The organism is Enterobacter cloacae complex sp. ECC445, from assembly GCF_021892025.1.
Taxonomy (GTDB): Bacteria; Pseudomonadota; Gammaproteobacteria; order Enterobacterales; family Enterobacteriaceae; genus Enterobacter; species Enterobacter chengduensis.
This window is the reverse complement of sequence record NZ_JAKLRZ010000008.1, coordinates 17546-42802: the sequence shown is the minus strand read 5'-3', so window position 1 is coordinate 42802 and position 25257 is coordinate 17546. Positions and strand designations below refer to the sequence as shown.

Below are 25257 nucleotides of genomic sequence, written 5' to 3'. Positions count from 1 at the left end.
TTCCCCAGAAATGTAAACCTGTGTCTTTATCTGTGACAACTGAAACACTTTTGGAAACTATTAGAAATTCTATTAATGCGTTTCAAAGCAATTTCCCCCGGTTCGTTCAGCCTGTGTTTAGTCAAAATGCTGAACCTTCCCTAAACGCGACCTTATTACGTATTGACTCTCTGCCTTCCAAACATTTACCCAACATTTAAAAATCAGAAAACCAACAAAATCAGCATAAAAACGCGACATGACTCACATTTGCAGTCATAAACATCCCTTGTTAAGGTGCCCTCAGATTACTTTTGACGACGAGGAAATACTCATGAAAAAGCTGAACATTCTCATCCTGTCTGCTCTGACCGCCGTCTCCGGCTCCGCACTCGCCATGGGTGGCAGCATTGAGCAGGGTAAAAACTTTACCAACCTTAATGTGGAAATGGGTAAATCGACCTCCGGTCTGTACACCGAAGGCAGCTGGCTTAAAAATACCGATGACGGCACCACAACCGGTGGCGTGGGTGCAGGCTACAACTTCGAAGTTGGCCCGGTAATGTTGAACGCGGGCGCTAAGGCCCTCTACGTTGGCCCGAAAAAAGGGGATAACGGCGTGGCATTCCCAATCGGCGGTGGCGTGAGCGTTGCCCTGACCGACAGCATCAAGGTATTCGGTGAAGGTTACGTTGCGCCAGACGGGCTGAACAACAGCGTCAAAAACTACGTTGAAGCGAACGGCGGCGTCAGCTGGACCCCAATCAAACCTGTGACCCTGAAAGTGGGTTACCGCCACGTGAGCGTGGATGGCAAAGACGGTCGTCCAAACCACACGCTGATTGACGGCGCATACGTGGGCGGCGGCGTGTCCTTCTAAGGCGGTATTGCGCGTTTCGCCCGGCGGCGCTACGCTTGCACGGGCCTACAATAAATTGTGCAATGTATTGATACTGCTGCACATTGTAGGCCGGGTAAGCGCAGCGCCACCCGGCAAGAAAGGCGATGACGTTATTTACGCACCACCACCAGCTTCTGGTTCACAAACTCTTTGATCCCCAGATCCGACAGCTCGCGTCCGTAACCGGAGCGCTTCACGCCGCCGAACGGCAGCTCTGGCGCGGTATCGGTGAGCCAGTTGATATACACCATCCCGGTCTCAATCCGCGACGCCATTTTCTTCGCGCGCTCGATATCCTTGCTGAATACCGCCCCGCCCAGACCGTAGTGCGAGTCGTTCGCCAGGGCGACCGCTTCATCATCGCTTTTCACCACGTAAATCTGCGCCACCGGGCCGAAGAACTCTTCGAAGTACGCCGGATTGTCGCGGGAGATATTCGTCAGGATAGTCGGCTCGAAGAAGCTGCCGTCGCGCTGCACCGGCTTGCCGCCATAGTGCAGCGTGGCGCCGTTTTTCACCGCCTCGTTAACCTGTTTGGTCAGCGTTTCCAGCGCGTCCTTAGACGACAGTGGCCCCAGCGTGGTGCTTTCGTCCAGCGGATCGCCAATCTTCACCTGCTTAAACGCCTCGGTGAATTTGCTCAGGAAGGCATCCGCAATCTTTTCATGCAGGATAAAGCGCTTCGCCGCGGTACACACCTGCCCGGCGTTGTTGAGCCGCGCATTCACGCCAATCTTCACCGCTTTGTCCAGGTCCGCATCGTCCAGCACCACGAAGACGTCGTTCCCGCCCAGCTCCAGCGTGGATTTCTTAATGTGCTTCGCCGCCTGCGCGGCCACGACGCTGCCGGCCTTTTCGGAACCGGTCAGCGCGGCACCCTGCACGCGATCGTCGGCGATGATGTTTGCCACCTGTTCGGACGAGATGAACAGGTTAGTCCACGCCCCTTCCGGCGCGCCCGCCTCGCGCACCAGGTGCGCAAAGGCCTCGGCGCAGTGCGGCACGATGCTCGCGTGTTTAGCCAGAACGGGGTTACCCGCCGCCAGGTTCGGCGCCAGAACGCGCATCAGCTGGTAATACGGGAAGTTCCACGGCTCAACGGCCATCAGCACGCCGATGGGGTGATGCTCCACCCACGCTTCCCCGAGTTCAGAGTCGTACTTCACCGGGGCCAGGAACTGCTTCGCGTTGTCGGCGTAGTAGCGGGCAATCAGCGCGCATAGCTTCACCTCGCCGCGGCTCTGTTCGATGAGCTTACCCATCTCCTGGCTGGCGATTTTCGCCAGTTCCTCCACGCGCTGGTCGATAAGATCGGCAAGCTTGTGCAGCACCGGCAGGCGCTGGTTGATGTCGCCCTTTGCCCAGTCTGAATGATAAAGGGCATCGGCCGCCTTCAGCGCCGCTTCAATATCCGCGTCGGTATGTGAGGGGTATTCTTTGATGAGCTGGTTAGTGGCAGGATTTACTGTCTGATAAGCCATATCGAATCTCCATGTTTTACCGCTTAGGGTATTAAGGGTAGTCAACATGACTGGCTTCGGGCCTAAAGATGGGCAGATCCGGAAGGTTCTTAATGAGGCGCTGCTGGCGAAAGGTTCACGCGGCGCAAAAAATTATCATTTATTTTGAAAAACACATTCATGGAAAACATGGAACAGCTCAATTGATTTACATAACTCATTGATTTAGATCTATTTTTTTAGTGATTGATATCTTTACCCATGATAAAAAGAGGGTTTTAAATCATCACTGAAATGCCTGCATCAAAGGCAAGGATGCTTTATGACCTCACTGAATTTCTCCCAAACGGCAGCCTTTATCTGGTCTGTCGCAGATTTGCTGCGCGGCGATTTTAAACAGTCTCAATATGGCCGCATTATTCTCCCCTTTACCCTGCTGCGGCGTCTGGAGTGCGTGCTGGAGGAGACCAAAGACGCCGTCGTTACCGAGGCTGCAAAAGTCCGGACCTCTTCCCTGCCTGAAGAGGCCAAAGAAAAATTAATCCTCCGCGCCACCAATGGCCTGACGTTTTTTAACGCCTCGCCGCTCAACTTGAGCAAAATGGGGCAAAATGACATCCAGGCCAACCTGGAAAACTACATCCAGTGCTTTTCCAGAGACGCACGGGAAATTTTCGAGCACTTTAAATTCAGCGAATTTATTGGTCTGCTGGATGATGCCAACCTGCTGTACAAGATCGTGCAGAAGTTTGCCACCACCGACCTCAGCCCGCAGGCCATCTCCAACCACGAAATGGGCCTGGTGTTTGAGGAGCTGATCCGCCGTTTTGCGGAAAGCTCCAACGAAACCGCCGGAGAGCACTTTACCCCGCGCGACATCGTGCGCCTCACCACCTCGCTGGTCTTTATGGAGGATGACGAAGCGCTCACCAGGGAGGGCATCATTCGGACCCTCTATGACCCGACGGCGGGCACGGGCGGCTTTCTTTCGTCCGGGATGGAATACGTCCACGAGCTGAACCCGAAGGCGGTGATGCGCGCGTTTGGCCAAGAGCTGAACCCGGAGTCGTACGCCATCTGCAAAGCCGACATGCTGATCAAAGGTCAGGACGTCAGCCGCATCAAGCTGGGGAATACCCTCTCTAACGATCAGCTTCCTGCCGACCGCTTCGATTACATGCTGTCGAACCCGCCGTTTGGCGTGGACTGGAAGAAGATCGAAGCGGACATAAACAACGAGCACCGCAAAGGGTTTTCGGGGCGCTTCGGGCCCGGCCTGCCGCGCGTGTCCGACGGCTCGCTCCTGTTCCTGCTGCACCTGATCAGCAAAATGCGCGATGCCGATACCGGCGGGCGCATTGGGATCATCCTCAACGGCTCTCCTCTGTTTACCGGCGGAGCGGGCAGCGGCGAAAGCGAGATCCGACGCTACATTCTTGAGGCGGATCTGCTGGAAGGGATCGTTGCGCTGCCCACCGACATGTTCTACAACACCGGGATCGCCACCTACGTGTGGATCCTGTCGAACAAAAAAGCGGCTGAGCGTAAGGGCAAGATCCAGCTGATCGACGCCAGCAGGCTCTACAGCAAAATGCGTAAGTCGCTGGGCTCTAAGCGCAACATGATGAGCGAGGAGGATATTCGGCTCATCACCCGCACCTTTGGCGACTTTGAGGTTGCGGAGGCGAAAAACGCCGAGGGCGAACGCATCCTCGCCAGCAAGATATTCAGCAGCACCGACTTTGGCTTCCGCCGTCTGACCATTGAGCGCCCGCTGCGTTTAACGGCACAGGTCACGAATGAATCCATTGCCGCGCTGCGCTTTGCGCCAAAACCGCTCAATGCCCCGATGGCGTGTCTGTACGACGCGTTCGGCGCCTTCTGGCAGGACGAGAACTACGGCAGCTTTGCGGCGTTCGAGCCGGAAGCGCGCGCCATTATCAAAGCCGAATTCCCCGAGCTTAAAGAGAAGCAGATTAAAGATCTGCTCGACGCATCGCTGTGGCAACGCCAGCGCGCGCTGATGGTCAAAGCGCAAACAATCCAGTCGGCGCTGGACGGTAAAGCGGGTGGAAAAGCGCTGCCGAGCGATGATTTCAATCAGTTCCAGCTGACGCTCAAAGAAGCGCTTAAAAACGCCGCCGTGAAGCTCGATGCCAAAGAGCATAAGCAGCTTATCGAGGCGATCGCCCGCAAAAACCCGGACGCGGAGCCGGTCGTTAAAAAAGTCCTCAGGGAAGGTGCGCAGCCGCTGTACGGCGCGTTTGCGTATTGCGGTCAGGTAGTGGAATTTGAGCAGGACGGCGACCTGCGCGACAACGAGAACGTGGCGCTCGATCCGTCTGTTTCGACCAGCGATTTGATTGAAGGCTACGTGAAGGCGGAGGTGCTGCCGCACGTGCCGGACGCCTGGATTAACGCCGACAAGCGCGACGCACGCGACGGCGAGGTCGGGATTGTTGGATACGAGATTCCGTTTAACCGGCATTTTTATGTGTATAAGCCACCGCGCCCGCTGGAGGAGATTGACGCGGAGCTGGATGCGCTGAGCGCGGAGATTATGAAGCTGCTGCAGGAGGTACACTCCTGATGGCTAAGTATAAGGCGTATCCGGAATATAAGGATTCTGGTGTTGAGTGGTTAAACTCTACACCTGCTCATTGGTCGAAAGCACCAATCAAGTATCTCGCACTGGCTGCTAGTTCTGTTTTTCTTGATGGTGACTGGATTGAAAGCAAGGATCTCTCTGATGACGGTGTTCGCTATATTACTACTGGTAATATAGGCGAAGGTTTCTACAAAGAACAAAGTTCAGGATTTATAACCGAAAAAACTTTTAATAAACTTGATTGCACTGAGATATTAGAGGGGGATATATTAATATCTAGGTTAAATAAGCCAATTGGAAGAGCATGTTTAATATCTGAACTCAATTTTAAAACTGTTACATCTGTTGATAATGTGATATTACGAACAGATGAATCTTACAACAAAAAATATTTAGTATACCTTTTTTCAAGTGATTATTACTTCCAGCACACTGGTAACCTGGCTCGTGGCACCACTATGCAAAGAATTAGTCGAGGGCATCTTGGTAATATTAGGATTCCTGTACCTCTATTATCAGAACAAGTAATTATTACTGCTTTCCTAGATCACGAAACCACAAAAATCGATAACCTGGTGGAAAAGCAACAACAACTCATCGAACTACTAAAAGAAAAACGTCAGGCATTGATTAGCCATGCCGTAACCAAAGGGCTAAACCCTGATGTGCCGATGAAAGATTCTGGGGTTGAGTGGTTGGGGGAAGTCCCAGGCCACTGGAGCGTGGCAAAACTAAAATACATATCCACACTAAAAAATCAGATACTACCAGATTCAACAAGCAAGCACTTTTTGATACAATATATAGATATCGGTAATATTTCAGCAGAAAATGGAATAAGTAAACCAGAAGAAATGTTTTTTTCTGACGCCCCATCTCGAGCAAGAAGAATCGTTAAAGATGGTGATATAATCATATCAACAGTGCGAACATATCTCGAGGCTATTGCGATTATAGAAAACCCACCATATAACTTAGTCGTTTCAACTGGCTTTGCTGTCATACGCCCCAAAAAATTAAGTAAAAAATTCTGTTTATATTCATTTAAAGATCGAAATTTCATCCAAAAAATAATTTCCATGTCCGTAGGAATAAGTTATCCAGCGATAAATCCTTCTGATCTTGTAACAATAAAAATACCTTTCCCTGGATACCTGGAACAAGATGAAATTGGTGATTTCTTACACAGAGAAACCGCAAAAATCGACACCCTAATCCAAAAACAGCTCCAGCAAATCGACCTCCTCAAAGAGCGCCGCACCGCCCTCATCTCCGCCGCCGTCACTGGCAAAATCGATCTCCGCGACTGGACGCCTCCTGCCAGCAGTCCTGAGGAATCTCCCATCGCTGAGGAGGCCACCGCATGATCGCCGACGTCACCAAAGAATCGAACCTGCAGGCCGATATCATTCAGCAGATGTGCCAGCACGGCTGGATCCCCGGCAAAGGCGAGCAGTACGATCGCGAACGTGCGCTCTACTCTCAGGATGCGCTGACCTTTGTCCAGAGCACGCAGCCGCAGGAGTGGGAAAAATTTACCCGCATCTATCCCAACGATACCGAGCGTCATTTTTTAGATGCGCTGGTCGCGCAGCTTAAAAAAGCCGATACCAACGCCACCGACGTTCAGTCACGTCATTACGGCACCCTGGGCGTGCTTCGCCACGGCATCCGAAGCCATAGCGCGCGCTTTTTCCTGTGCCAGTTTAAGCCGGACCACGGCCTCAATCCGGACACCCTTGCGCGCTATCGGCAAAATATCTGCCGCATCGTACCGGAGCTGGTCTACAGCCCGAATGCGAACGGCACCGAGACGGAGGTGAAAGCCAAACGCTGGCGCATCGACCTGGTGCTGTTTATTAACGGCCTTCCCGTCGCCACGCTTGAGCTGAAATCCGAGTTTAAGCAGACGGTCAACAGCGCCATCAACCAGTATAAGAAAACCCGCCTACCAAAGGATCCGGCGACCAATAAGCCGGAACCGCTGCTGACCTTCAAGCGCGGCGCGCTGGTGCATTTCGCCGTCAGCCAGTATGAGGTCTATATGACCACCAGGCTGGCGGGAGATGACACCTTTTTCCTGCCGTTCAACAAAGGCACCAAAGAGGGCGGCGCGGGTAACGACATCCCGGAAGATAGCCAGCAGTACGCCACCAGCTACCTGTGGAACGAGGTACTGCTCCCCGACAACCTGCTGAAAATCCTTGCCTGCTTTGTGCATCTGCAAATCGAGGAAAAAGAGAGCTGGGACGGTAAAAAGGTCAAAAAAGAGAGCCTGATCTTCCCGCGCTACCACCAGTGGGACGTGGTGAACAAGCTTATCGCCGCCGCAGAGGAAGAAGGCACCGGCAACAAATACCTTATCCAGCACAGCGCCGGATCCGGGAAGTCGAACTCGATCGCCTGGACGGCGCATCAGCTCGCGAGCCTGCACGATAAAAAGGGTGAAAAACGCTTCCACTCGGTGATCGTGGTGACGGACCGCACCGTGCTCGACGATCAGCTCCAGGACACGATCTATCAGTTCGAACATGCGGACGGCGTGGTTGGCCGCATCAACAACCGTGAAGGTGATGGCTCGAAATCTGAGAAGCTTGCCAACGCGCTGGAGCACTCGCAGCCAATTATTATCGTGACCATCCAGACCTTCCCGTACGTGCTCAAAGCCATCGAAAACAGCACCCGCCTTAAGGAACGAACCTACGCGATCATCGCTGATGAAGCGCATTCGTCCCAGAGCGGCTCTACGGCGCGTCAGCTAAAAGAAGTGCTGATGAGTGAAGGGGCCAGCGACGACGTGGTCCTTACCTCAGAGGATATCCTCGACGCCACCCTTGCCGCCCGCAGCGGAAGCCCGAACCTTAGCTTCTACGCCTTCACCGCAACGCCAAAGGCGAAAACCCTGGAGCTGTTTGGCCGTCGACCCAGCCCCAACGAACCCGCGTCGAGAATCAACAAGCCCGTGGCGTTTCACGTTTATTCCATGCGCCAGGCCATCGAGGAAGGCTTTATCCTCGACGTGCTGAAGAACTACACCAATTACAAAGTGGCCTATAAGCTGCTGCAAAAAATCGGTGATAAGGACCAGGAGGTGGACAGCAACCGGGCGAAGATCAGGCTCAGCCAGTGGGTAGCGTTGCACGAGCATAACGTCTCGCAAAAGGTGATTGTCATTGTTGAGCACTATCGTCAACACGTTATGCATCTGCTTGGCGGACAGGCGAAAGCGATGGTGGTCACCAGCTCGCGCAAGGCGGCGGTGCGCTACAAGCTGGCTTTTGATAAATACATCGCGGAAATGGGCTACGGGAAAATCGCCGCGATGGTGGCGTTCTCAGGCGAAGTCGAGTTCCAGGAAAATGACATGAGCGACCTCGCGCTGCTGCACCAGAAATTTACTGAAATCAGCATGAACCCGGCGCTCAAGGGCCGCGATATGCGAAAGGCGTTTGATAGCGATGACTATCAGGTCATGCTGGTGGCCAACAAGTTCCAGACCGGCTTTGACCAGCCGAAGCTGTGCGCCATGTACGTCGATAAGGCGCTGGGCGGCGTGGAGTGCGTCCAGACGCTGTCGCGTCTTAACCGTACTTATCCCGGTAAAAAGGAATCAGGCACCTTTGTGCTTGATTTTTATAATGAACCTGACGATATCCTGTCCGCCTTTCAGCCCTACTATCAAACGGCAGAGCTAACCGATGTTAGCGATCCGTACCTGGTGTTCGATCTGTACGAAAAGCTTCGCGCCAGCGGCATATTTTTATGGAACGAGGTTGAACAGCTGTGTGTGGCCTTTTACAGCAAGAAGAAGTCGAATGCGACGCTCAGCAATATTTGCCTGCCCGCGGTAAACCGCTGGCGAATGCGTTATACCTCAGCGAAAGAGGCGTATATCAGCGCTAAACAGATCTATGAGTTAACAAAAAGGGACTCCCCTAACCCCATTTTGCTGGCAAACGCGGAAAACAGTTTTAAAGCCTGCAAGCAGGAAAAAGATCGTCTGGAGATCTTCAAAAAAGATCTTGGCAGCTTTGTACGCTTTTACGAATTTATGTCGCAGATCGTCGCCTACGATGACAAGTCGCTGGAGAAGTTAAGCCTGTATTGTCGACACCTCCGCCCCTTACTGCGTGAAGAGTCAGTCGATGAAGATGATGTCGATCTTTCCAACGTTGAGATGAGCCACTATCGGCTTTCAAAAATCCAGGAGCAGCATATTAAGCTTCAGGAGGATGCGGCAGAGTATAAGCTCAACCCAGTTAATGACGTCGGCACCGCAAAAGCAAAAGATAAAAAAGAGGAGTTTATGTCGCAGGTGCTGTCGCAGCTTAACGAGCTGTTTATCACCGAAAACCTGACCGACAAAGATATGCTCAACTATGCCTTTGTAGTTTACGATAAGCTCGCAGAGAACAACATCGTAATGACCCAACTCGACAATAACACCCGTGAGCAGGCCATGCTGGGCGACTTTCCTAAAGCCATTGATGATGCCGTGATGGACAGCAACGACGCGCACAGGGAGATGATGATGCAGTACTTATCGTCGCCTGAAGTTGCCAAAGGCTTTGCTCACCTGATGTATGACATAGCAAAAATGCGCAGGGAAATGGCTCATGAGTGATATTCAACTTTTTCGCTATAGTGCAAGCGGCGTAAAAGAGCTCTCAGGTAAAGCAGCAACCATCGAAAAAGAGCTGCAATCGCTGATCGAATCCCGAATGGAGATCTTTCTCGGGGTTCGTTTTCTCTACAGTGAATACAGCACCGGTAAGACCCACCGTGGGCGCATTGATTCACTCGGGCTGGACGAAAATAACTGCCCGGTTATTATCGAATACAAACGTCACAGCAACGAAAATGTCATCAACCAGGGACTGTTTTATTTAGACTGGCTTCTCGATCATAAGGCTGAATTTAAGTGGCTGGTGATGGAGAAGCTCGGCAAAGAAACGGCAGAGGCGATCGACTGGTCAGGCACGCGTTTGCTCTGTATTGCCGCTGATTTTAATAAGTATGATGAACATGCCGTTCAGCAAATTAACCGCAATATCAGCCTGATTCGTTATAAGCTTTTTTCTGACAATCTGCTGATGTTCGAGCTGGTCAACGCCGTTGTTGAGAACGCCTTTTCTGAAGCGGCAACCGAAACATTACCCTCCGCAATTGGCAAGCGCAATACGCGAACGCATAGTGAACAGCTCGCCAGCGCGTCCACAGAATTAGCCCTTCTTTTCGAACAGCTAAAAAGTTACGTCCTGTCTCTCGGCGATGAGGTGCAGTACAAAGAGCTGAAGCTGTACGGCGCCTTCCGTCGTCTGCGGAATTTTGTCTGTGCCGGGGTTTACCCCTTAACCGATCCGCATATCCGTTTGTGGTTGAAACTGGATCCTGAGCATATTCAGTTTGAAGAAGGCTTTAGCCGGGATGTGACTCACATCGGCCACTGGGGAACAGGCAACGTTGAACTCGCTGTGCGCAATGAACATGACCTGATGAAAGCTAAACTGCTCATCGAAAGGGCGTATCAGGAGAATTGATGCTGATTTGTTCATGACAGGAGTGTTACATTCTTTTTGTCATCATGCGTTTTTGCTCCGGGAAAAATTTTTCTCCCGGAGCAAGCGAATCAAGCCCCTAACCGATAATCCCAGTCATCCGAGTGAATAACGTTACCGTCACGGTAATGCCAGGTAATCTTTTCATAACGAAGCAAAACGAGCTCAAGATGCCCCTGTTTTTCATGGTAAGCCTCTTTCACGTCATGCATTAATGAAAACACCGTGACGACCTTCACCGCTTCCAGCGCGATCGTGAAATAGATTTCTTCCTGGCCGGCATCATTTATTCTGTACAGGTCGATAGTCGCTTTCCTGAGCGTACCGCCAGTACTGAGTGCTTTATAGAGAAAAACGCTGGAGGCATCAATTTCCTTCTCAATAAGAAAGGGACGATGCTGGCGTTTGCTCAATGCTCTGCCATTATGCAGGTCAGAATTATAGCTTACGTTATGATAGAGCCCTAAAACCTCAATCTGGTTTTCACGGTCTTTAACTCTCACGCTGCCTTTTATGTTATTACCCGCATCGTCAGTTAATGACATATATCCCGGAATAGCCATTTACATATCCTTATCGAATGGAACAGAGTGTTCAACGGTCACGGTCATAACAGCGAGGCATCTTTTACCCTGCGGGCTTTTTATTTTGAACATCTCCCTGATTGAATCCACAAAAAGCTTGTTACTTTCTGCCTCCGTTTCGGGGAAATTCGCAAACGCGCAGATTTGTTCAACAGTGAGTAACGGTTTATCGTCTTTTAAGATTGCTAAGACACCTTCAGGGTTATGTGGGATGGCTTCAGAAAGCGCAGCCTTTAAATCTTCAGCCGTACTGGCGTCCACTCCGGGTTCAAGGGCACTCGCCACGGCTAACCAGGCCTGAGTTCCTTTACTTATCTCTGGTATGACATGATTCCACCATTCCGACTCACCCGTATCGTTAGAATCCAGCTCCGTTACAACAGACATGGCGCCTTTGCCGTTTATCATCTGCAAGATCTGTTCAGGAGTGTGGTTTTTGGCAAATAACCCCATCGGTAAGCACAAGAAAAACAGCGCAATAATATACTTCATTATCGCACCACCAGTATTGTATCACCCGAATCATAAATCATATGACGCTTGTCCTGACCGTTCATAATGATGCAACCAGCTGATGCAGAACCTGGCGGCTGGCCTTTTTTATCACCATGAATTTGAAAATGATCTCTACCAAAGGTATTGGTCCCCGCTATAGGCTCAAGAATAATGGCCTCAGCACTTTTATGATTATTCCACCCGGCAATAAAATAAATACCTCTGGGAATGGGGCCTCTGTTTCGTTGACTTTCACACTCTGGCTTATCTTTCGATTCACCCGCACCGCTGTAGCAGTTAGCGACAAACACACCATTATGGCTCAATACCCCCGTCGAAACTTTATACTCCCATGTCATCGATACCGTCTCCTTTCATAAATAGTCCTTTATCTTATGGCTAACAGGAGCGTTAAAATGACTACGACGGTCACAAAACATTACGTCCGAAAATAAATAAGCACAAAAAATATAGAAAAATTAATAATAGAAAATTTAGATGTATATATTTTTTATATAGACGCCATTTGTTCACACTGAGAATGCGTCTCCCCCTTACACCAGCTTTGCACTTTTGGTTCACTTCCCTCTATCCTTACCTCATGGAAAAAATAGCTGAACTCAAACGCGCCAAGCTTCTTGCGCTATCGCTGCTGCTGGTTGCCGCCGCGGCCTTTATCACCACTCTGTTCATGCCGCAGACCTTCTGGGTGCGCGGCGTCAAGGCCATTGCCGAGGCGGCGATGGTAGGCGCGCTGGCGGACTGGTTCGCCGTCGTCGCGCTGTTCCGCCGGGTGCCGATTCCGTTTATCTCGCGCCATACGGCAATCATTCCGCGCAACAAAGACCGGATCGGCGACAATCTCGGCCAGTTCGTGCAGGAGAAGTTTCTCGATACCCAGTCGCTGGTAGCGTTAATCCGCCGCTATGAACCCGCGCACATGATCGGCGCCTGGTTCAGCAAGCCCGACAACGCCGAGCGCGTCGGCCTGCATCTGGTGCAGGTGATGAGCGGCTTTCTCGAACTCACTGACGACGGACGCATTCAGCGCCTGCTCAAGCGCGCGGTGCATAAGGCCATCGACAAGGTCGATTTCACCGAAACCAGCGCCGTAATGCTGGAGAGCATGACCAAAAACAACCGCCATCAGGTGCTGCTGGACGCCATCATCAACCGGCTGATCACCCTGATTCAGCGGGACAGCACGCGGGACTTTATCGCCGTTCGGATTGTCCACTGGCTCAAAACCGAGCACCCGCGCAAGGCGATGTTGCTGCCCACCGAGTGGCTGGGGGATCAAAGCGCGGAGATGGTCTCGCACGCGGTCAACACGCTGCTGGACGATATCAGCCACGACCGCACGCACCAGATCCGCCAGGCGTTCGACCGCGCCACGCTGAAGCTTATCGACAACCTAAAAAACGATCCGGACATGGCGGCGAAAGCCGACAACATCAAGCACTACCTGAAAAATGACGAGGCGTTTAACCGCTATCTGGGGGAAATGTGGGCCGACCTGCGCCAGTGGCTGAAGGCGGATATGCAGAGTGAAGACTCGCGCGTGAAGCAGCGCATCGCCAACGCCGGGCTGTGGTTTGGCGAAACGCTGACGAACGACGCCAGCCTGCGGGCGTCGCTGAACGAGCATCTGGAGCAGGCCGCGCACCGCGTCGCGCCGGATTTCGCCGCGTTCCTGACCCGCCACATCAGCGACACGGTCAAAAGCTGGGATGCGAAAGACATGTCCCGCCAGATCGAGCTGAATATCGGCAAAGATCTGCAGTTTATCCGCGTCAACGGTACGCTGGTGGGCGGGACGATTGGCCTGATCCTGTTTTTACTCTCGCAGCTGCCCGCCGTGCTGGGGCATTAATCTGCCTTGGGCGGCGCGATGACGTAGCGCGTCGCCTCGAAGCGGTTCAGGATCAAATGCACCAGAAAGACCAGCGTCAACGTGGCCACCAGCGAAAAGGTCACGGAGGTGATGCGGTACAGATCGCTGAACACCAGGTCTGTGTCCGGATGCATGTTCTGACCGAACATAATGCCGATGGTGGTGATGCTGGAAAACCCCACGCCCGCGCCCACTTTCTCCATCACGTGCAGCCGCGCGCCAAACGCCAGCCCGAGGCCAATCAGCGGCATCATCAATAGCATATGGCTGCTGTGGTCGTAGAGGATCAGCTGGACAACCAGAATATAGAGACAGCCCAGCACCACGCCGACAACGCGCCAGATCGAGCTCATCACCGCGCCGCGATAGTGCATCGGGAACAGGATCAAAATCCCGGCCATCAGCGCCGAGAGAGAATCGCTTAAGTCACTGATTTGAAACACCACGAATATCAGCGTCGCGACCGTGCCGGAGAGCAGCGACTCGTGGCGCACGCGAGCATCGTCTTTCTCAATCAATGGCGGCGGCCTGCGGGGCTCCACGTCCGGCAGGAGATAGTTCATCAGCGCGCTCAGGCATACCGCCATCACGCTCGCTTCGATGTTGGAAAACAGCAGCGTGTGCCAGCTGGTGGTGGGGTAGCTCATAAAGTTGAGCATCACGCTCTGGCACACCACGCCCATCGACCCGAACAGGAACAGCGGCCCCTTGCTCATAAATCGAAAGCGCATCACGTAAAGGGCAAACACCACCAGCGTCATGATGACCGGCCATTGGGACAGATAGCCGATGATAATCACCATTTCAACGCAGTTCAGCGATGCGCTGAAGATAAACTGCTTCGCCACGTGGCGGTTGAAGACCGGCACCAGCGACAGCAGCATGATCGGGTAAACCACAAAAAACACGCCATAGCTGGTGTTGTAGAAACTCGAAATGCTCAGCGCAATCATCCCGGCAAAGACGATGCGCAGGGTCTGGCGAAAGTCGTTTGCCGTGTAGACGATGTTGCCGTGCGGGGTAAACACCCGCGCCAGCGTATTAATAGACATAGTGCAGCAGGCTCACCAGGTGGATCTGCATCCCGGAGAAGAAGCGCGCAAATGGCCCTTCGCTGTTGTAGAGCTGCACGGTCGCCCGCGCGCCGGTCGGAAGATGCTTCGGCAGCGCTTCATCCAGCGTCACGTGAATGCGCATGCGCTGGGCGTCGCGCACCCAGCGGTTGGAGGTTTCCGGCTCGGAGAGCTGACCGTTAACGGCCTCCTGACCCGCCAGTATCCCCGCGTCGCTGCTGGTCACGTGGGCGCGGAACACGCGTCCAGGAAAGGCGTCGAACACCACGGCGGCATCGGTGCCCTGATGGGTATGGCGCAGGCTTTTCTCGCGGAAATCGGCCACGATATCGGTCTGGTTGTTCACCAGCGCCAGCGCGGCTGACCCTGAGGAGGCGTAAAAGCCCGGGCTTAACTGCAGGTTACTGACCGTGCCGTCCGCCTGGGCGTAGACCTTCGTCCAGCCGAGGTTAAGCTCCGCTTCATCCAGCGCGTTACGGTATTTTTGCAGCGTCACGTTGCGCTGCTCGTCCCGCTCGCCGCGCTGAATGCGCAGGTTCTGGATGTTGGCCTGAATGGAGCTGACGGACTGTTCGCTGCTCTGCCAGGTGGTGCGCACCTTATCCAGATCCGCCTGCGAGACGTTCTGCAGCGTGCTCAGCTTCTGGTAGCGGTCGAAGGTCACTTTATCGTTCCGCGCGGTCAGCACCGCGGTTTTCAGGCTGGCCTGCGCGGCGGCGATCTGCGCGTCCAGCTGCTGGTTGGAAAGACGAGCCTGCTCCAGCGCGATTTGCGCCGCTTCCACCTTATTGCGAAACGGCGTGTCGTCGAGCTCAAACAGCAGATCGCCTTTCTTCACCTGGCTGTTGTTGTGGACATGTACCGCCGCCACGTAGCCGGAGACGCGCGGAGACACCGGCGTCACCACGCGCATCACGGTGGAGTCCGGCGTCAGCGGGATCCAGATATCCGCGACGATAAAGTAGACAAACATCAGCAGGAAAGAGGCAATACTCACCCTTACCCAGCGGGCAAACTTTTGTTCAGGGGTCATTATTTTTCGGTCTTTTTATCTTCTTCGCGGATTGTCCGCAAATTGCAGGCGATTTGATTCAACGTGGCGCTAAAAATGTCGAGATGTTCCGGCGCGATGTTCTGCGATACGCGCGCCTGATACGTCTCAATCACCTGAGTGAGCCTTTTTAAGATGGCTTTACCCTCGGGCGTCAGCGTCAGAAGCCGGATGCGCCTGTCGTAAGGCGATACGGCGCGCAGCAGGTATCCCTGCTTTTCCAGCTGTGTCAGGGTGCGCATCAGCGGCGGCAGTTCAATACCCTGCACCTCCGCCAGCTCGCTCATCGAGACGTTATCCCCAAGCTGAAAAAGCTGCATCATCACCGTCCAGCTCGCCTGGGTTAGCCCGGTATCGAGTATGGCGTCGTCGATCACCGCGCGCCACTGCCGCACGATCATCGCCATCCGCATGCCCATCGGCCTGCGGCTAAACAGTTCTTCTTCACTCATGGGAAACCTCTCGTCACATGCGGTCAAGATAATAGTTATCAGGGTAACTATCAAGAAACGAGAGGGTAAAGCGCAGGAATTGCGAAAAGGGTGTTCTCCCTCTCCCTGTGGGAGAGGGTCGGGGTGAGGGCATCAGCCCGCAGCGGCGTTTAGCGGCTAAAATGCTTCCTGACGGCACTTTTCCCCGACGCCGTCACCACCACCTCCCGATACCCCATCACCCGCTGGATCCAGCCTTTACTCTCCAGATAAGTGAGCAGCGCCGTGCCAGCGTCTCCCCCAAGATGAAACCGTCGCTCGCTCCAGTCGAGGCAGGCGCAGCAGGCCTTGCGACGGGAATGAGCATTTAATGGAATGTCGAGTTTCAGGAACTGCTCCCGGCCGTACAGCGTCAGCGCTGAACCATCAGCCTCCAGCCAGCCTTCCGCCTGCATAAAATCATAGATCTGAACCGCCACCGTTCCGGCAAGGTGGTTATAGCAGGTGCGGGCTTCACGCAGGGCTTTTGGCGCAGACGTTTCCGGCGGCGTAATGCGGCTCCATGAAAGCCCCATCATCTGCTCCACCAGCGCCGCCACGTCGTGCCCGGCAAGGCGATAATAGCGATGCCGCCCTTGCGACAGGCAGGTAATCAGTTGCCCTTCAAGCAGCCGGGCGAGATGCCCGCTGGCGGTCGACGGTGCAACGTCTGCCGCAGTGCTGAGTTCGGTAGCGGTCCACGCCCGCCCGTCCATCAGCGCGCAGAGCATCTTCACGCGCGAGGGATCGGCCATTGCCGCCGCTACAGCGGCAATGGCCTTTTCCAGCATCGCGCTGTTATCGGGGGGTAAACTCGTCTTAAGCATGGGCCGCCCAGGGTTCGGTGATCTCTGCGGCCAGCTTATCATCATCCGTCAGCAGTTTCGGAGCAGTAATCCCGCACCAGCTGCGTCACGCGAATGCGGTAGTACGCAAAAATCGACTCCCGCCCTTCAGCCTGCGCCGCCTGATGAAACACGTTCTGCTTCCAGCGGCGGACGGCCTCTTCATCCCGCCACCAGGAAAGGGAGAGGATTTTGCCGTCGGTGGTCAGGCTCTGGAACCGTTCGATATCAATAAAGCCGTCGATGTCCGCCAGCAGAGGCTTAAGCTCTGCGGCAAGCTGAAGATAGCGCGCCTGATGGGCGGGCTCGGCTTTGGCTTCGAAAAGGACAGCGATCATGGTTTTCTCTCCGTTGTGATGTTGGGGAGAGAATGCAGGAGGGAAAAGCACGATGCTTCGGCAAGGAGCGAAGCGTTGCGCCGGATGGCGCTGCGCTTATCCGGCCTACGGGCTCATGTAGGCCCGGTAAGCGCAGCGCCACCGGGCGGGCGAGCGCGGCATTATTCCAGGTTAGCCTTATTCAGCCCGTAAGCCGCATCCAGCGAGCCGGGCGCCATGCGGGAGGTGATCCCCAGACGGTTCCAGGCGTTGATCGCCACGATGGCGAAGTTCAGCTCTGAAATCTCCACGTCCGAGAAGTGCTCAGCCACGCTGCGGTAGAGCGCATCGCTCACGCCGTGCACGCCAATCTGGGTCAACGCTTCGGTGAAGGCCAGCGCGGCTTTCTCACGGGCGCTGAACAGCGGTGACTCGCGCCAGGCCGCCAGATGGTACAGGCGCAGCTCGCGCTCGCCGGCTATTTTGGCCTCTTTCGAGTGCATATCCAGGCAGAACGTACAGCCGTTCAGCTGCGACACGCGAATGTCGATCAGATGCTTCAGCGCCGGGTCGATGGAGGTTTTTGCCACCTCCATGCTCAGGGCGGACAGCGCGTTGGCGAGGGCAGGTGTAGCCTTATGGTGGTTGACGCGAGTGCTCATGGTCTTTCCTCTTTTTTGTGCGGCATCGGTGATGCGATGAGGCAAATCTACGCCGTTCATGACATAGTAAAAAGACACAAAAAGCGTGAAATGAGGTAGGACATGAAGCCGGGCTATCACGAGATTTATACCCGCTATCGCGACAACATCACGCGCGGCGTGCTGAAGCCTGGCGATAAGGTGCCCGCCATCCGCGTGCTGGCGGAGGAGCTGAAGGTGGCTCGCAAAACCGTCGAAACGGCGTATGCCATCCTGACGGGCGAAGGGTATCTGGTGAGCCAGGGCGCGCGGGGTACGCGGGTGAATCCGGATCTTCTGCTGCCCGCGCAGAACGCCTCTGCGGAACAGCCCACCGGCACGCTTCCGGCATCGCTCATCAGCCAGCGCGAGCGGGCGGGGTTTTTGCGCCCCGGCATTCCCGCCCTCGATAGCTTTCCGTATAAAAAATGGCTGCTGCTGGCGGGCCAGGCGACGCGCGCCATGCGCCAGGAGGAGATGCTCAACCCGCCCGTTCTGGGCTGGTATCCGCTGCGCCAGGCCATCGCCAGCTATCTCAACATCTCGCGCGGCTTGTCCTGCAGCGCCGAACAGGTGCTGATCACCAGCGGCTACAGCGGCAGCCTGCGGCTGATCCTCGACACGCTCGCCAGCCGCAGCGACAAGGTGGTGTTTGAAGATCCGGGCTATTTTATGGGCCAGCAGCTTCTGAAGCGGATCGTGCCGCGCCTGCACACGGTGCCGGTCGATCGCTGCGGCATCGACACGGACTACCTGCTGCGCCACCATCGCGACGCCCGCTTTGCCATCGTCACCCCGTCGCACCAGAGCCCGCTGGCGGTGACGCTCTCCCTACCGCGCAAGCAGCAGCTGCTCGACTGGGCCAGCCAGAACGAGGCGTGGATTATCGAAGACGACTACGACGGGGAGTTTCACTACACCCGCAAGGTGCTGCCATCGCTGAAAAGCCTCGACCAACACGACCGGGTGATCTTTATGGGCACCTTCAGCAAAACCATCATGCCGTCGCTGCGCATGGGCTACGTGGTGATGCCCGCCAGCACGGTAGGCGCCTTTACCGACTGCGCGGACATCACCACCAGCGGCCAGCCGGTGCTGACGCAAAAGATCCTCACCGCGTTTCTCAACGAAGGGCATTTTTTCCGTCACCTGAAAAAGATGCGCACCCTGTACCAGACCCGCCGCGAGTGGATGATTACCGCCCTGCGCGAGGTGTATGGCGATCTCTTTTTCACCGAGCAGAACGACGGCGGGATGCATATCGTGGCGTTTCTGACCAAAGGAAGCGGCGACCGGGAGGTGGCGCGCTGCTGGCAGGAACAGCAGCTGCAGGTCAACGCGCTCTCGGAGTGGTATCGCGGGTCGGGCAAACGCTACGGGCTGGTGATGGGGTATAACAACGTACGGTCGTATCAGGAGGCGGTTGAGCTGCTGGAGAGGCCGAAACGGCAGACGTTTGAGCTGTTGCGGTGAAAATCGCCCGGTGGCGCTACGCTTACCGGGCCTACGGGATCGAGTAGGCCGGGTAAGGCGCAGCCGCCACCCGGCAACGACGTGGCTCACACATCATACCGCGACAACCCAACGTCCTTGAGCTGCTCGTCGCTCATCTGGCTCAGGATGCGGCGGGTACGGTTGATGCGATACCAGTTGCAGATCGTTTTGCCGATCCAGATAAACGCGACGAACGGACGTTTTGAACGGTTCTCATTGAATTCCATGATGCTCTCCTCACTGTGCCAGTGGGGTTATCATCCTGGAAATCGACCTGCGCAATACAGATGCAAAAACACCTTTTGTTTACCATACAGATCCGCTAAAACAGTATCTGCATGGCAATTTTCGCAGCAATCTGTACTGGTTTTATAATCTGTATGGTGAAAACAAAGGATACAGCATGACGCGCTATCAACATCTGGCCAACCTTCTGGCGGAACGCATTGAACAAGGGCTGTATCGCAGCGGCGAACGCCTGCCGTCGGTACGCACGCTGAGCCAGGAGCACGGCGTGAGCATCAGCACCATACAGCAGGCCTATCAGATCCTCGAAAACCTCCAGCTGATCACGCCCCAGCCGCGCTCCGGCTATTTTGTTTCGCAGCGTAAAGCCCAGCCGCCCGTTCCGGCCATGACCCGCCCGGTGCAGCGCCCGGTGGACGTTACCCAATGGGATGAGGTAATGATGCTGCTGGACGCCCGCGCCGACAAAGAGATGATCTCCTTTGGCGGCGGCTCGCCGGACATTAACCAGCCGAGCCTGAAGCCCCTGTGGCGGGAGATGAGCCGCATCGCGCAGCATAATCCCGGTGAGATGCTGAGCTATGACGTGCTCGACGGACGCCTGGAGCTGCGCGAGCAGATTGCCCGCCTGATGCTCGACGGCGGCTCTACCGTGGCGGCGAACGAGATTGTCATCACCAACGGCTGCCACGGCGCGCTGTCGATCGCCCTGCTCTCGGTATGTAAACCGGGGGATATCGTGGCGGTGGAGTCGCCGTCGTTTCACGGCACCATGCAGATGCTGCGCGGCTTCGACATCAAGGCGATTGAAATTCCCACCGACCCGGAAACCGGGATCAGCATCGAGGCGCTGGAACTGGCGCTGGAGCAGTGGCCGATCAAGGCGGTGATCCTGGTGCCCAACTGCAATAACCCGCTCGGGTTTATCATGCCGGAAGCGCGGAAAAAGCAGGTGCTGGCCCTCGCCCAGCGGCACGATATCGTGATTGTCGAGGACGATATTTACGGCGAGCTGGCGGCGGAGTATCCGCGCCCGCGCACCATTCATTCAATGGACATCGACGGCCGCGTGATCCTCTGCAGCTCGTTTACCAAAACCGTGGCGCCGGGCCTGCGCGTCGGCTGGATTGTGCCGGGGCGCTACTACGACCGGGTGATGCACATGAAATATGCCGCCGGGGGGTTTAACGTGCCGGGTACCCAGATGGCGATGGCGGCGTTTATTCGCGACGGGCATTATCATCGCCACGTCCGCCGTATGCGCCAGATTTATCAGCAGAATATGGAGACCTACACCTGCTGGGTGCGGCAGTATTTTCCGGCGGAGATTTGCGTCACGCGCCCGCAGGGGAGCTTCCTGCTGTGGGTTGAGCTGCCGGAGAAGGTGGACATGGTGTGCGTCAGCAAGCAGCTGTGTCGGCTGAAGATCCAGGCCGCGGCCGGGTCGCTCTTTTCCGCCTCCGGGAAGTACCGCAACTGCCTGCGCATCAACGTGGCGCTGCCGCCGACGGAGAAACATCGCGAGGCGTTGAGGAAGATGGGTGAAGCGATTGTGATTGCGATGGAGGAGGGCTAGTGCGGCCTGATGCCCTCACCCCACCCCTCTCCCACAGGGAGAGGGAGAAAACCGTGCCGCACTACTCGTCGAAGTACCAGTAACCCTGGTTAATCAGCCCGGTAAGCTCTTCAACAAACGCCGGGTTTTTCAGCGCATCGCCCAGCTCGGCCTGGCCGAGTTCGGTGTAGCGGCACAGCGCATCCGCCGCCTTCGCGTCTACCGTCTCCAGCTGCTCGCTGTTGATGAAGAAGCTGCCGTTAACGTTCAGCACGCGCAGGCCGCTCAGGCGAGACAGCGTTTCGCCGCCCTGCAGCGCGTCCAGCACCTCTTCCGGCGCGTAAGGCGGCTCGGCGGCGGCGATATCCAGCTCGTGGCGCGGCGTGGAGACAAAGCTACCGAACCATTTTGTGAAATCATCCGGCTTGCTGATCATCTCGATCATCATCTGACGAACGCGATCGAGCTCGTACTGCTCCACGCGGCCCGGGTGTTCGCGACAGGTCAGATCCGGATCGCTGTAGTGCTCGCCGCCCAGATCGTTTTCCAGCGCGTAATCGGCGAAGCTGCTGATCAGATCGCGGCCGTTCGGCCCGCGGAAGCCGACGGAGTAGTTAAGCGCCGTTTCATGGGTAAAGCCGTCGTGCGGGAATCCAGGCGGGATGTAGAGAATATCGCCCGGCGCAAGATCTTCGTCGATGATCGGCTCGAACGGATCGACGTGCAGCAGCGCGGGATGCGGGCAGAACTGGCGCATCGGCAGCCTGTCGCCCACGCGCCAGCGGCGGCTGCCCATCCCCTGAATGATAAACACGTCGTACTGATCGATATGCGGCCCCACGCCGCCGCCCGGCACGGAGAAGGAGATCATCAGGTCGTCCAGACGCCAGTCCGGCAGGACGCGGAACGGACGCACCAGCTCCGCCGCAGGCATATGCCAGTGGTTTACCGCCTGCGCCAGCAGCGACCAGCCGGTTTCACCCAGATCGTCAAAGTGCTCGAACGGGCCGTTGCTGGCCTGCCATTTGCCGTTGAAATGGCTCACCAGACGGCTATCGACCTCCGGCTCCATCGCCAGCCCCGCCAGCTCGTCCGGGGTAATCGGGTCGACAAAATTCGGGAAGGCATTTTTCAGCACGACGGGTTGTTTTTGCCAGTATTTTTCGAGAAATTCCGGCCAGTTCAGGTTCAGTTGATACGCCATGGGTAGCACCAGTGAGAGGGGAAACAGGCGCGATTATAGGGGAGACGGTGGAGGGGGAACTTGTCATGGGTCAAACCAGCACGCGTAGGTCGGGTAAGGCGAGGCCGTCACCCGACACGTACGCGGCGCGAAAACTTAGTCCAGCTTCAGCTCGTCATAATGGGTAATCAGTTTACCCACGATGCCGTAGTCCAGCGCTTCCGCCGGAGACATCCAGAAGTTGCGATCGGTGTCTTTTTTCACTTTTTCCAGCGGCTGGCCGGTCGCGTCGGCGATCAGCTTGTTCACGCGATCCAGCATGCGGATGATCTCGCGCGCTTCGATCTCAATGTCCGTTGCCTGACCGCGCACGCCGCCCAGCGGCTGGTGGATCATAAAGCGGGTATTTGGCAGGGAATAACGGTGCTCTTTTTTCGCCGCCAGGAAGATGGTGATCCCCGCGCTCGCCACCCAGCCGGTACCGATCACGTGCACTTCCGGACGAATGAATTTGATAAAGTCGTGGATGGTGTCACCCGCTTCCACGTGGCCGCCCTGGCTGTTGATGTACAGCTTGATCGGATCGTTGCTGACGCTTTGCAGCAGGATCATCTGGGTGATCACCTTCTGCGCCAGCTCCTGGTTGATCTCACCGGAGATCACAATCGAACGGGACTCCAGCAGTTTTTGCTGCAGAGCGCCCGCGCCGTTTGACCCTTCCGCTTTTTCCTTGTCGCTCTCTTTCAGTGTGTAGTGCATTGTTATTTCCTTCAGCTTGTCGCGCTCAAAACCAGAGTGTAGCCTGTTTTACCGGTGAAAGTCCTCAGGCGCACACAATGCAAACGTCCTGCGCCGCAAACGCGTCGAGAACGCCCTTTTCTATCCCCGCGTCCACCACCAGCATATCGATGTCGCGACTCTTCGCCACGACATAGCGCGCCACGCCGGGAAGCTTATCGGCGGTCAGGGCCACGATGGTCTGGTTACTCTGGGCAATCGCGACTTTTTTGAACGCGCAATCGGCAAAGTCAAACCCGGTAAGTCCCATTTCAGGGTCCATCGCGCAGCCGCCGATAAACGCCTGATCGAATATCATCCCCTGGATCTGGCCTGTCGCCGTGGCGTCCACCGCCCCGCCGGACGTCCGCTGGATCTGCCCGCCGGTCATGATGAGCTCGCACAGCGGATGATGCAGCAGCTCCGCGGCAATCGCCGGGGAGTTTGTGACCACAGTGACGCGGAGATCCCCCGGAAGGGCTTTCGCCAGCGCCAGGTTAGTCGTGCCCGCATCAATATAAATACAGCCGCCAGGCTTAACCAGCGCTGCTGCTTTATGCGCGATTGTGTTCTTTTCTGCACTTATTTGCTGTTCGCGGCTGGAAAAATTCCCCGCATCCGGCAGCTGCAGCACCGCGCCGCCGTAGACCTTTTTACACATCCCTTCTTTGCTAAGTTCATGTAAATCCCGGCGAATGGTGTGCTCTGACACGTTCATCTGGCTCGCCAGCTCGGTACAAACCACCCTTCCGCGCGCCTGAAGGATCTGGCGGATCCGCGCTTGTCGTTGTTCCGGAAAAGCAGCATAATCGAGCATGAGTAGTTCCTGGCAAAGTTTAATCGAGTATCAATGCGCATAATGTTGCATAACCGCGCAATGCACACAACGAGGGTTATTATGAATATTGCACACGTCGCACTCTGGACCCGAAGCCTTGATGCACAGGTTCAGTTCTGGCAAACGGTGTTTGGTGGCCGCAGCAATGAACGCTACGTCAGTAAAAATCGTCCGGGGTTTGAATCGCACTTTATTACGCTGGATAACGGGCCGACCGTCGAGCTGATGACCCTGCCGGAGTTGCCCGACGCCCCGTCGCACCCGGAGTTTATCGGCTGGGCGCATATCGCCATCAACGTCGGCAGCAAAGCGCAGGTCGATACCATGGCCGAGCGGGCACAGGAAAACGGCACGCTGCTCAGCGCCCCGCGTATGACCGGGGACGGCTTCTATGAAGCGGTGATTGCGGATCCGGACGGCAACCGCATTGAGCTTGTTGGTGCATAAAATCAGTGTTTCGTTACTTAACCGCCCCGGCTACGGCTCGCTATACTTCCTCTTCATACGGTTATCATATTGTTAAATGATAATGATAGTTAATGTGTTAAGATGAAAGCCAGCAGAAACAGTCTCTTACGTCAGGAGACGTGTTTATATTCTCGACAGTGAACTCAGCACCGGGGCGGTGAATGGAACACATTGTATATGTGGTTGACGACGACGATGCGGTCAGGCAGTCCGTTCTCGGCCTGCTGGAATCCGCAGATATAGACGCCATGGGCTTTTCATCGGCAGAGGCGTTTCTTCAGCACCGCTTTGAGGATCTGCCCTCGTGCGTGATCCTCGATATGCAAATGCCCGCTATCTCGGGCTTCGAGGTGGCTGACGCGCTCAAGGACAGCGGACGCGAGATCCCGATTATTTTTCTTACCGGCCACGGCACCATCCCGATGTCGGTGCGCGCGATCAAAGGGGGCGCTTATGAATTTCTCACCAAGCCCGTGGAATCCGCCGCGCTGATCGACGCCATTCAGTCCGCGCTTCAGCTGGCGGAGAACAACGCCGAGCGCAGCAAAGCGCACTTCGCCCTGAAGCAGCGCCACATGTCCCTTACCCCGCGCGAGCACGAGGTGCTGACGCTGGCGATAAGCGGCATGCTGAACAAGCAAATTGCCGCCGAGCTGGGCGTTAGCGAGATCACGGTTAAGGTGCACCGCCGCCGGGTGATGGAAAAAATGCAGGTGCGCTCCGTGGCGGAGCTGGTCAGGGCCGTTGAGCGCCTGACCCAAAGCCAGCCTGCGGAGTAACC

Annotated in this window: 24 protein-coding genes; 10 read left to right on the top strand and 14 right to left on the bottom strand. The window is 55.6% G+C overall.

Annotation, left to right across the window (positions count from 1 at the left end):
• The first annotated feature begins 313 nt into the window (after positions 1 to 313).
• A complete protein-coding gene (locus L6R44_RS09440; RefSeq protein WP_032643940.1) occupies positions 314 to 859 on the top strand; it encodes a YfaZ family outer membrane protein in 546 nt (181 codons plus the stop codon).
• A 131-nt stretch (positions 860 to 990) separates the two neighbouring features.
• Here the strand turns inward: L6R44_RS09440 and L6R44_RS09435 are convergent, their stop codons facing one another.
• On the bottom strand, positions 991 to 2361 hold the full coding sequence (locus tag L6R44_RS09435; protein WP_237423981.1) for an NAD-dependent succinate-semialdehyde dehydrogenase: 1371 nt from the start codon (positions 2359 to 2361) through the stop codon (positions 991 to 993).
• 301 nt (positions 2362 to 2662) lie between these two features.
• Between L6R44_RS09435 and L6R44_RS09430 the strand changes: the two genes are divergently transcribed.
• Genes L6R44_RS09430 through L6R44_RS09415 form a run of 4 tightly spaced genes read left to right on the top strand, consistent with a single transcriptional unit; the run spans position 2663 to position 10488 of the window.
• Positions 2663 to 4930, top strand: a complete 2268-nt coding sequence (locus tag L6R44_RS09430) for a type I restriction-modification system subunit M (RefSeq protein ID WP_237423980.1) — start codon at positions 2663 to 2665, stop codon at positions 4928 to 4930.
• Positions 4930 to 6315: a restriction endonuclease subunit S gene (locus L6R44_RS09425; protein ID WP_237423979.1), complete on the top strand. Its 1386-nt coding sequence runs from the start codon at positions 4930 to 4932 to the stop codon at positions 6313 to 6315. Before L6R44_RS09430 ends, L6R44_RS09425 begins: the two co-directional genes overlap by 1 nt.
• On the top strand, positions 6312 to 9572 hold the full coding sequence (locus L6R44_RS09420) for a type I restriction endonuclease subunit R (protein ID WP_237423978.1): 3261 nt from the start codon (positions 6312 to 6314) through the stop codon (positions 9570 to 9572). The genes L6R44_RS09425 and L6R44_RS09420 overlap by 4 nt, the downstream gene beginning before the upstream one ends.
• Entirely contained in the window at positions 9565 to 10488 is a 924-nt protein-coding gene (locus tag L6R44_RS09415; protein ID WP_237423977.1) for a DUF5655 domain-containing protein, read from the top strand. The genes L6R44_RS09420 and L6R44_RS09415 overlap by 8 nt, the downstream gene beginning before the upstream one ends.
• An 89-nt stretch (positions 10489 to 10577) precedes the next feature.
• On the opposite strand, the gene tssD is transcribed toward L6R44_RS09415, so the two are convergent.
• From tssD to L6R44_RS09400, 3 genes are read right to left on the bottom strand one after another with little or no spacing between them, the layout of a single operon-like run.
• On the bottom strand, positions 10578 to 11069 hold the full coding sequence (gene tssD, locus L6R44_RS09410) for a type VI secretion system tube protein TssD (RefSeq protein ID WP_237423976.1): 492 nt from the start codon (positions 11067 to 11069) through the stop codon (positions 10578 to 10580).
• Complete coding sequence (locus L6R44_RS09405) at positions 11070 to 11582, bottom strand: hypothetical protein (RefSeq protein WP_237423975.1); 513 nt, start codon at positions 11580 to 11582, stop codon at positions 11070 to 11072.
• Entirely contained in the window at positions 11582 to 11944 is a 363-nt protein-coding gene (locus L6R44_RS09400; protein WP_021240619.1) for a tlde1 domain-containing protein, read from the bottom strand. The genes L6R44_RS09405 and L6R44_RS09400 overlap by 1 nt, the downstream gene beginning before the upstream one ends.
• 242 nt (positions 11945 to 12186) lie before the next feature.
• Here L6R44_RS09400 and L6R44_RS09395 point away from each other — a divergent pair, with 242 nt between their 5' ends.
• Positions 12187 to 13458: a DUF445 domain-containing protein gene (locus L6R44_RS09395; protein ID WP_237423974.1), complete on the top strand. Its 1272-nt coding sequence runs from the start codon at positions 12187 to 12189 to the stop codon at positions 13456 to 13458.
• On the opposite strand, the gene L6R44_RS09390 is transcribed toward L6R44_RS09395, so the two are convergent.
• From L6R44_RS09390 to L6R44_RS09365, 6 genes are all read right to left on the bottom strand, one after another.
• Positions 13455 to 14531 (bottom strand): DUF2955 domain-containing protein, encoded by a 1077-nt coding sequence (locus L6R44_RS09390; RefSeq protein WP_032643932.1) that lies wholly within the window; start codon positions 14529 to 14531, stop codon positions 13455 to 13457. The two genes, L6R44_RS09395 and L6R44_RS09390, sit on opposite strands and share 4 nt — an antisense overlap.
• Positions 14521 to 15588: an HlyD family secretion protein gene (locus tag L6R44_RS09385; RefSeq protein WP_237424082.1), complete on the bottom strand. Its 1068-nt coding sequence runs from the start codon at positions 15586 to 15588 to the stop codon at positions 14521 to 14523. The genes L6R44_RS09390 and L6R44_RS09385 overlap by 11 nt, the downstream gene beginning before the upstream one ends.
• On the bottom strand, positions 15585 to 16055 hold the full coding sequence (locus tag L6R44_RS09380) for a MarR family winged helix-turn-helix transcriptional regulator (RefSeq protein ID WP_032643930.1): 471 nt from the start codon (positions 16053 to 16055) through the stop codon (positions 15585 to 15587). Before L6R44_RS09380 ends, L6R44_RS09385 begins: the two co-directional genes overlap by 4 nt.
• A gap of 149 nt (positions 16056 to 16204) precedes the next feature.
• Complete coding sequence (locus L6R44_RS09375) at positions 16205 to 16900, bottom strand: ArsR/SmtB family transcription factor (protein ID WP_237423973.1); 696 nt, start codon at positions 16898 to 16900, stop codon at positions 16205 to 16207.
• Between the two features lie 41 nt (positions 16901 to 16941).
• On the bottom strand, positions 16942 to 17256 hold the full coding sequence (locus L6R44_RS09370; RefSeq protein WP_237423972.1) for an antibiotic biosynthesis monooxygenase family protein: 315 nt from the start codon (positions 17254 to 17256) through the stop codon (positions 16942 to 16944).
• A gap of 161 nt (positions 17257 to 17417) precedes the next feature.
• Positions 17418 to 17897, bottom strand: coding sequence for a carboxymuconolactone decarboxylase family protein (locus tag L6R44_RS09365; protein ID WP_008501331.1), 480 nt, complete (start codon positions 17895 to 17897; stop codon positions 17418 to 17420).
• 102 nt (positions 17898 to 17999) lie between these two features.
• Here L6R44_RS09365 and pdxR point away from each other — a divergent pair, with 102 nt between their 5' ends.
• A complete protein-coding gene (pdxR, locus tag L6R44_RS09360) occupies positions 18000 to 19388 on the top strand; it encodes a MocR-like pyridoxine biosynthesis transcription factor PdxR (RefSeq protein ID WP_237423971.1) in 1389 nt (462 codons plus the stop codon).
• An 86-nt stretch (positions 19389 to 19474) separates the two neighbouring features.
• Here the strand turns inward: pdxR and L6R44_RS09355 are convergent, their stop codons facing one another.
• The gene (locus tag L6R44_RS09355; protein WP_032643926.1) at positions 19475 to 19636 is read right to left on the bottom strand and encodes a DUF1127 domain-containing protein; all 162 of its coding nucleotides are present in this window, start codon (positions 19634 to 19636) and stop codon (positions 19475 to 19477) included.
• Between the two features lie 176 nt (positions 19637 to 19812).
• Here L6R44_RS09355 and L6R44_RS09350 point away from each other — a divergent pair, with 176 nt between their 5' ends.
• Positions 19813 to 21231: an aminotransferase-like domain-containing protein gene (locus tag L6R44_RS09350; RefSeq protein ID WP_237423970.1), complete on the top strand. Its 1419-nt coding sequence runs from the start codon at positions 19813 to 19815 to the stop codon at positions 21229 to 21231.
• Positions 21232 to 21292: 61 nt separating this feature from the next.
• Here the strand turns inward: L6R44_RS09350 and L6R44_RS09345 are convergent, their stop codons facing one another.
• The 3 genes from L6R44_RS09345 to L6R44_RS09335 form a co-directional block, all read right to left on the bottom strand.
• The gene (locus L6R44_RS09345; protein ID WP_032643924.1) at positions 21293 to 22414 is read right to left on the bottom strand and encodes a ribosomal protein uL16 3-hydroxylase; all 1122 of its coding nucleotides are present in this window, start codon (positions 22412 to 22414) and stop codon (positions 21293 to 21295) included.
• Between the two features lie 135 nt (positions 22415 to 22549).
• The gene (locus L6R44_RS09340) at positions 22550 to 23152 is read right to left on the bottom strand and encodes an ATP-dependent Clp protease proteolytic subunit (protein WP_024909504.1); all 603 of its coding nucleotides are present in this window, start codon (positions 23150 to 23152) and stop codon (positions 22550 to 22552) included.
• A 64-nt stretch (positions 23153 to 23216) separates the two neighbouring features.
• Positions 23217 to 23987 carry a DeoR/GlpR family DNA-binding transcription regulator gene (locus L6R44_RS09335; RefSeq protein WP_032643923.1) on the bottom strand — a complete coding sequence of 257 codons (771 nt, stop codon included), beginning with the start codon at positions 23985 to 23987 and terminating at the stop codon, positions 23217 to 23219.
• Between the two features lie 81 nt (positions 23988 to 24068).
• Here L6R44_RS09335 and L6R44_RS09330 point away from each other — a divergent pair, with 81 nt between their 5' ends.
• Both L6R44_RS09330 and L6R44_RS09325 read left to right on the top strand, forming a co-directional pair.
• Positions 24069 to 24455 carry a VOC family protein gene (locus L6R44_RS09330; protein ID WP_032643922.1) on the top strand — a complete coding sequence of 129 codons (387 nt, stop codon included), beginning with the start codon at positions 24069 to 24071 and terminating at the stop codon, positions 24453 to 24455.
• A 182-nt stretch (positions 24456 to 24637) separates the two neighbouring features.
• On the top strand, positions 24638 to 25255 hold the full coding sequence (locus L6R44_RS09325; protein ID WP_032643921.1) for a response regulator transcription factor: 618 nt from the start codon (positions 24638 to 24640) through the stop codon (positions 25253 to 25255).
• Positions 25256 to 25257: the final 2 nt, after the last annotated feature.

Coding starts and splice junctions, on each gene's coding strand:
- L6R44_RS09440 (WP_032643940.1), top strand. CDS start 314: ATGAAAAAGCTGAACATTCTCATCCTGTCTGCTCTGACCGCCGTCTCC.
- L6R44_RS09435 (WP_237423981.1), bottom strand. CDS start 2,361: ATGGCTTATCAGACAGTAAATCCTGCCACTAACCAGCTCATCAAAGAA.
- L6R44_RS09430 (WP_237423980.1), top strand. CDS start 2,663: ATGACCTCACTGAATTTCTCCCAAACGGCAGCCTTTATCTGGTCTGTC.
- L6R44_RS09425 (WP_237423979.1), top strand. CDS start 4,930: ATGGCTAAGTATAAGGCGTATCCGGAATATAAGGATTCTGGTGTTGAG.
- L6R44_RS09420 (WP_237423978.1), top strand. CDS start 6,312: ATGATCGCCGACGTCACCAAAGAATCGAACCTGCAGGCCGATATCATT.
- L6R44_RS09415 (WP_237423977.1), top strand. CDS start 9,565: ATGAGTGATATTCAACTTTTTCGCTATAGTGCAAGCGGCGTAAAAGAG.
- tssD (WP_237423976.1), bottom strand. CDS start 11,069: ATGGCTATTCCGGGATATATGTCATTAACTGACGATGCGGGTAATAAC.
- L6R44_RS09405 (WP_237423975.1), bottom strand. CDS start 11,582: ATGAAGTATATTATTGCGCTGTTTTTCTTGTGCTTACCGATGGGGTTA.
- L6R44_RS09400 (WP_021240619.1), bottom strand. CDS start 11,944: ATGACATGGGAGTATAAAGTTTCGACGGGGGTATTGAGCCATAATGGT.
- L6R44_RS09395 (WP_237423974.1), top strand. CDS start 12,187: ATGGAAAAAATAGCTGAACTCAAACGCGCCAAGCTTCTTGCGCTATCG.
- L6R44_RS09390 (WP_032643932.1), bottom strand. CDS start 14,531: ATGTCTATTAATACGCTGGCGCGGGTGTTTACCCCGCACGGCAACATC.
- L6R44_RS09380 (WP_032643930.1), bottom strand. CDS start 16,055: ATGAGTGAAGAAGAACTGTTTAGCCGCAGGCCGATGGGCATGCGGATG.
- L6R44_RS09375 (WP_237423973.1), bottom strand. CDS start 16,900: ATGCTTAAGACGAGTTTACCCCCCGATAACAGCGCGATGCTGGAAAAG.
- L6R44_RS09370 (WP_237423972.1), bottom strand. CDS start 17,256: ATGATCGCTGTCCTTTTCGAAGCCAAAGCCGAGCCCGCCCATCAGGCG.
- L6R44_RS09365 (WP_008501331.1), bottom strand. CDS start 17,897: ATGAGCACTCGCGTCAACCACCATAAGGCTACACCTGCCCTCGCCAAC.
- pdxR (WP_237423971.1), top strand. CDS start 18,000: ATGAAGCCGGGCTATCACGAGATTTATACCCGCTATCGCGACAACATC.
- L6R44_RS09355 (WP_032643926.1), bottom strand. CDS start 19,636: ATGGAATTCAATGAGAACCGTTCAAAACGTCCGTTCGTCGCGTTTATC.
- L6R44_RS09350 (WP_237423970.1), top strand. CDS start 19,813: ATGACGCGCTATCAACATCTGGCCAACCTTCTGGCGGAACGCATTGAA.
- L6R44_RS09345 (WP_032643924.1), bottom strand. CDS start 22,414: ATGGCGTATCAACTGAACCTGAACTGGCCGGAATTTCTCGAAAAATAC.
- L6R44_RS09340 (WP_024909504.1), bottom strand. CDS start 23,152: ATGCACTACACACTGAAAGAGAGCGACAAGGAAAAAGCGGAAGGGTCA.
- L6R44_RS09335 (WP_032643923.1), bottom strand. CDS start 23,987: ATGCTCGATTATGCTGCTTTTCCGGAACAACGACAAGCGCGGATCCGC.
- L6R44_RS09330 (WP_032643922.1), top strand. CDS start 24,069: ATGAATATTGCACACGTCGCACTCTGGACCCGAAGCCTTGATGCACAG.
- L6R44_RS09325 (WP_032643921.1), top strand. CDS start 24,638: ATGGAACACATTGTATATGTGGTTGACGACGACGATGCGGTCAGGCAG.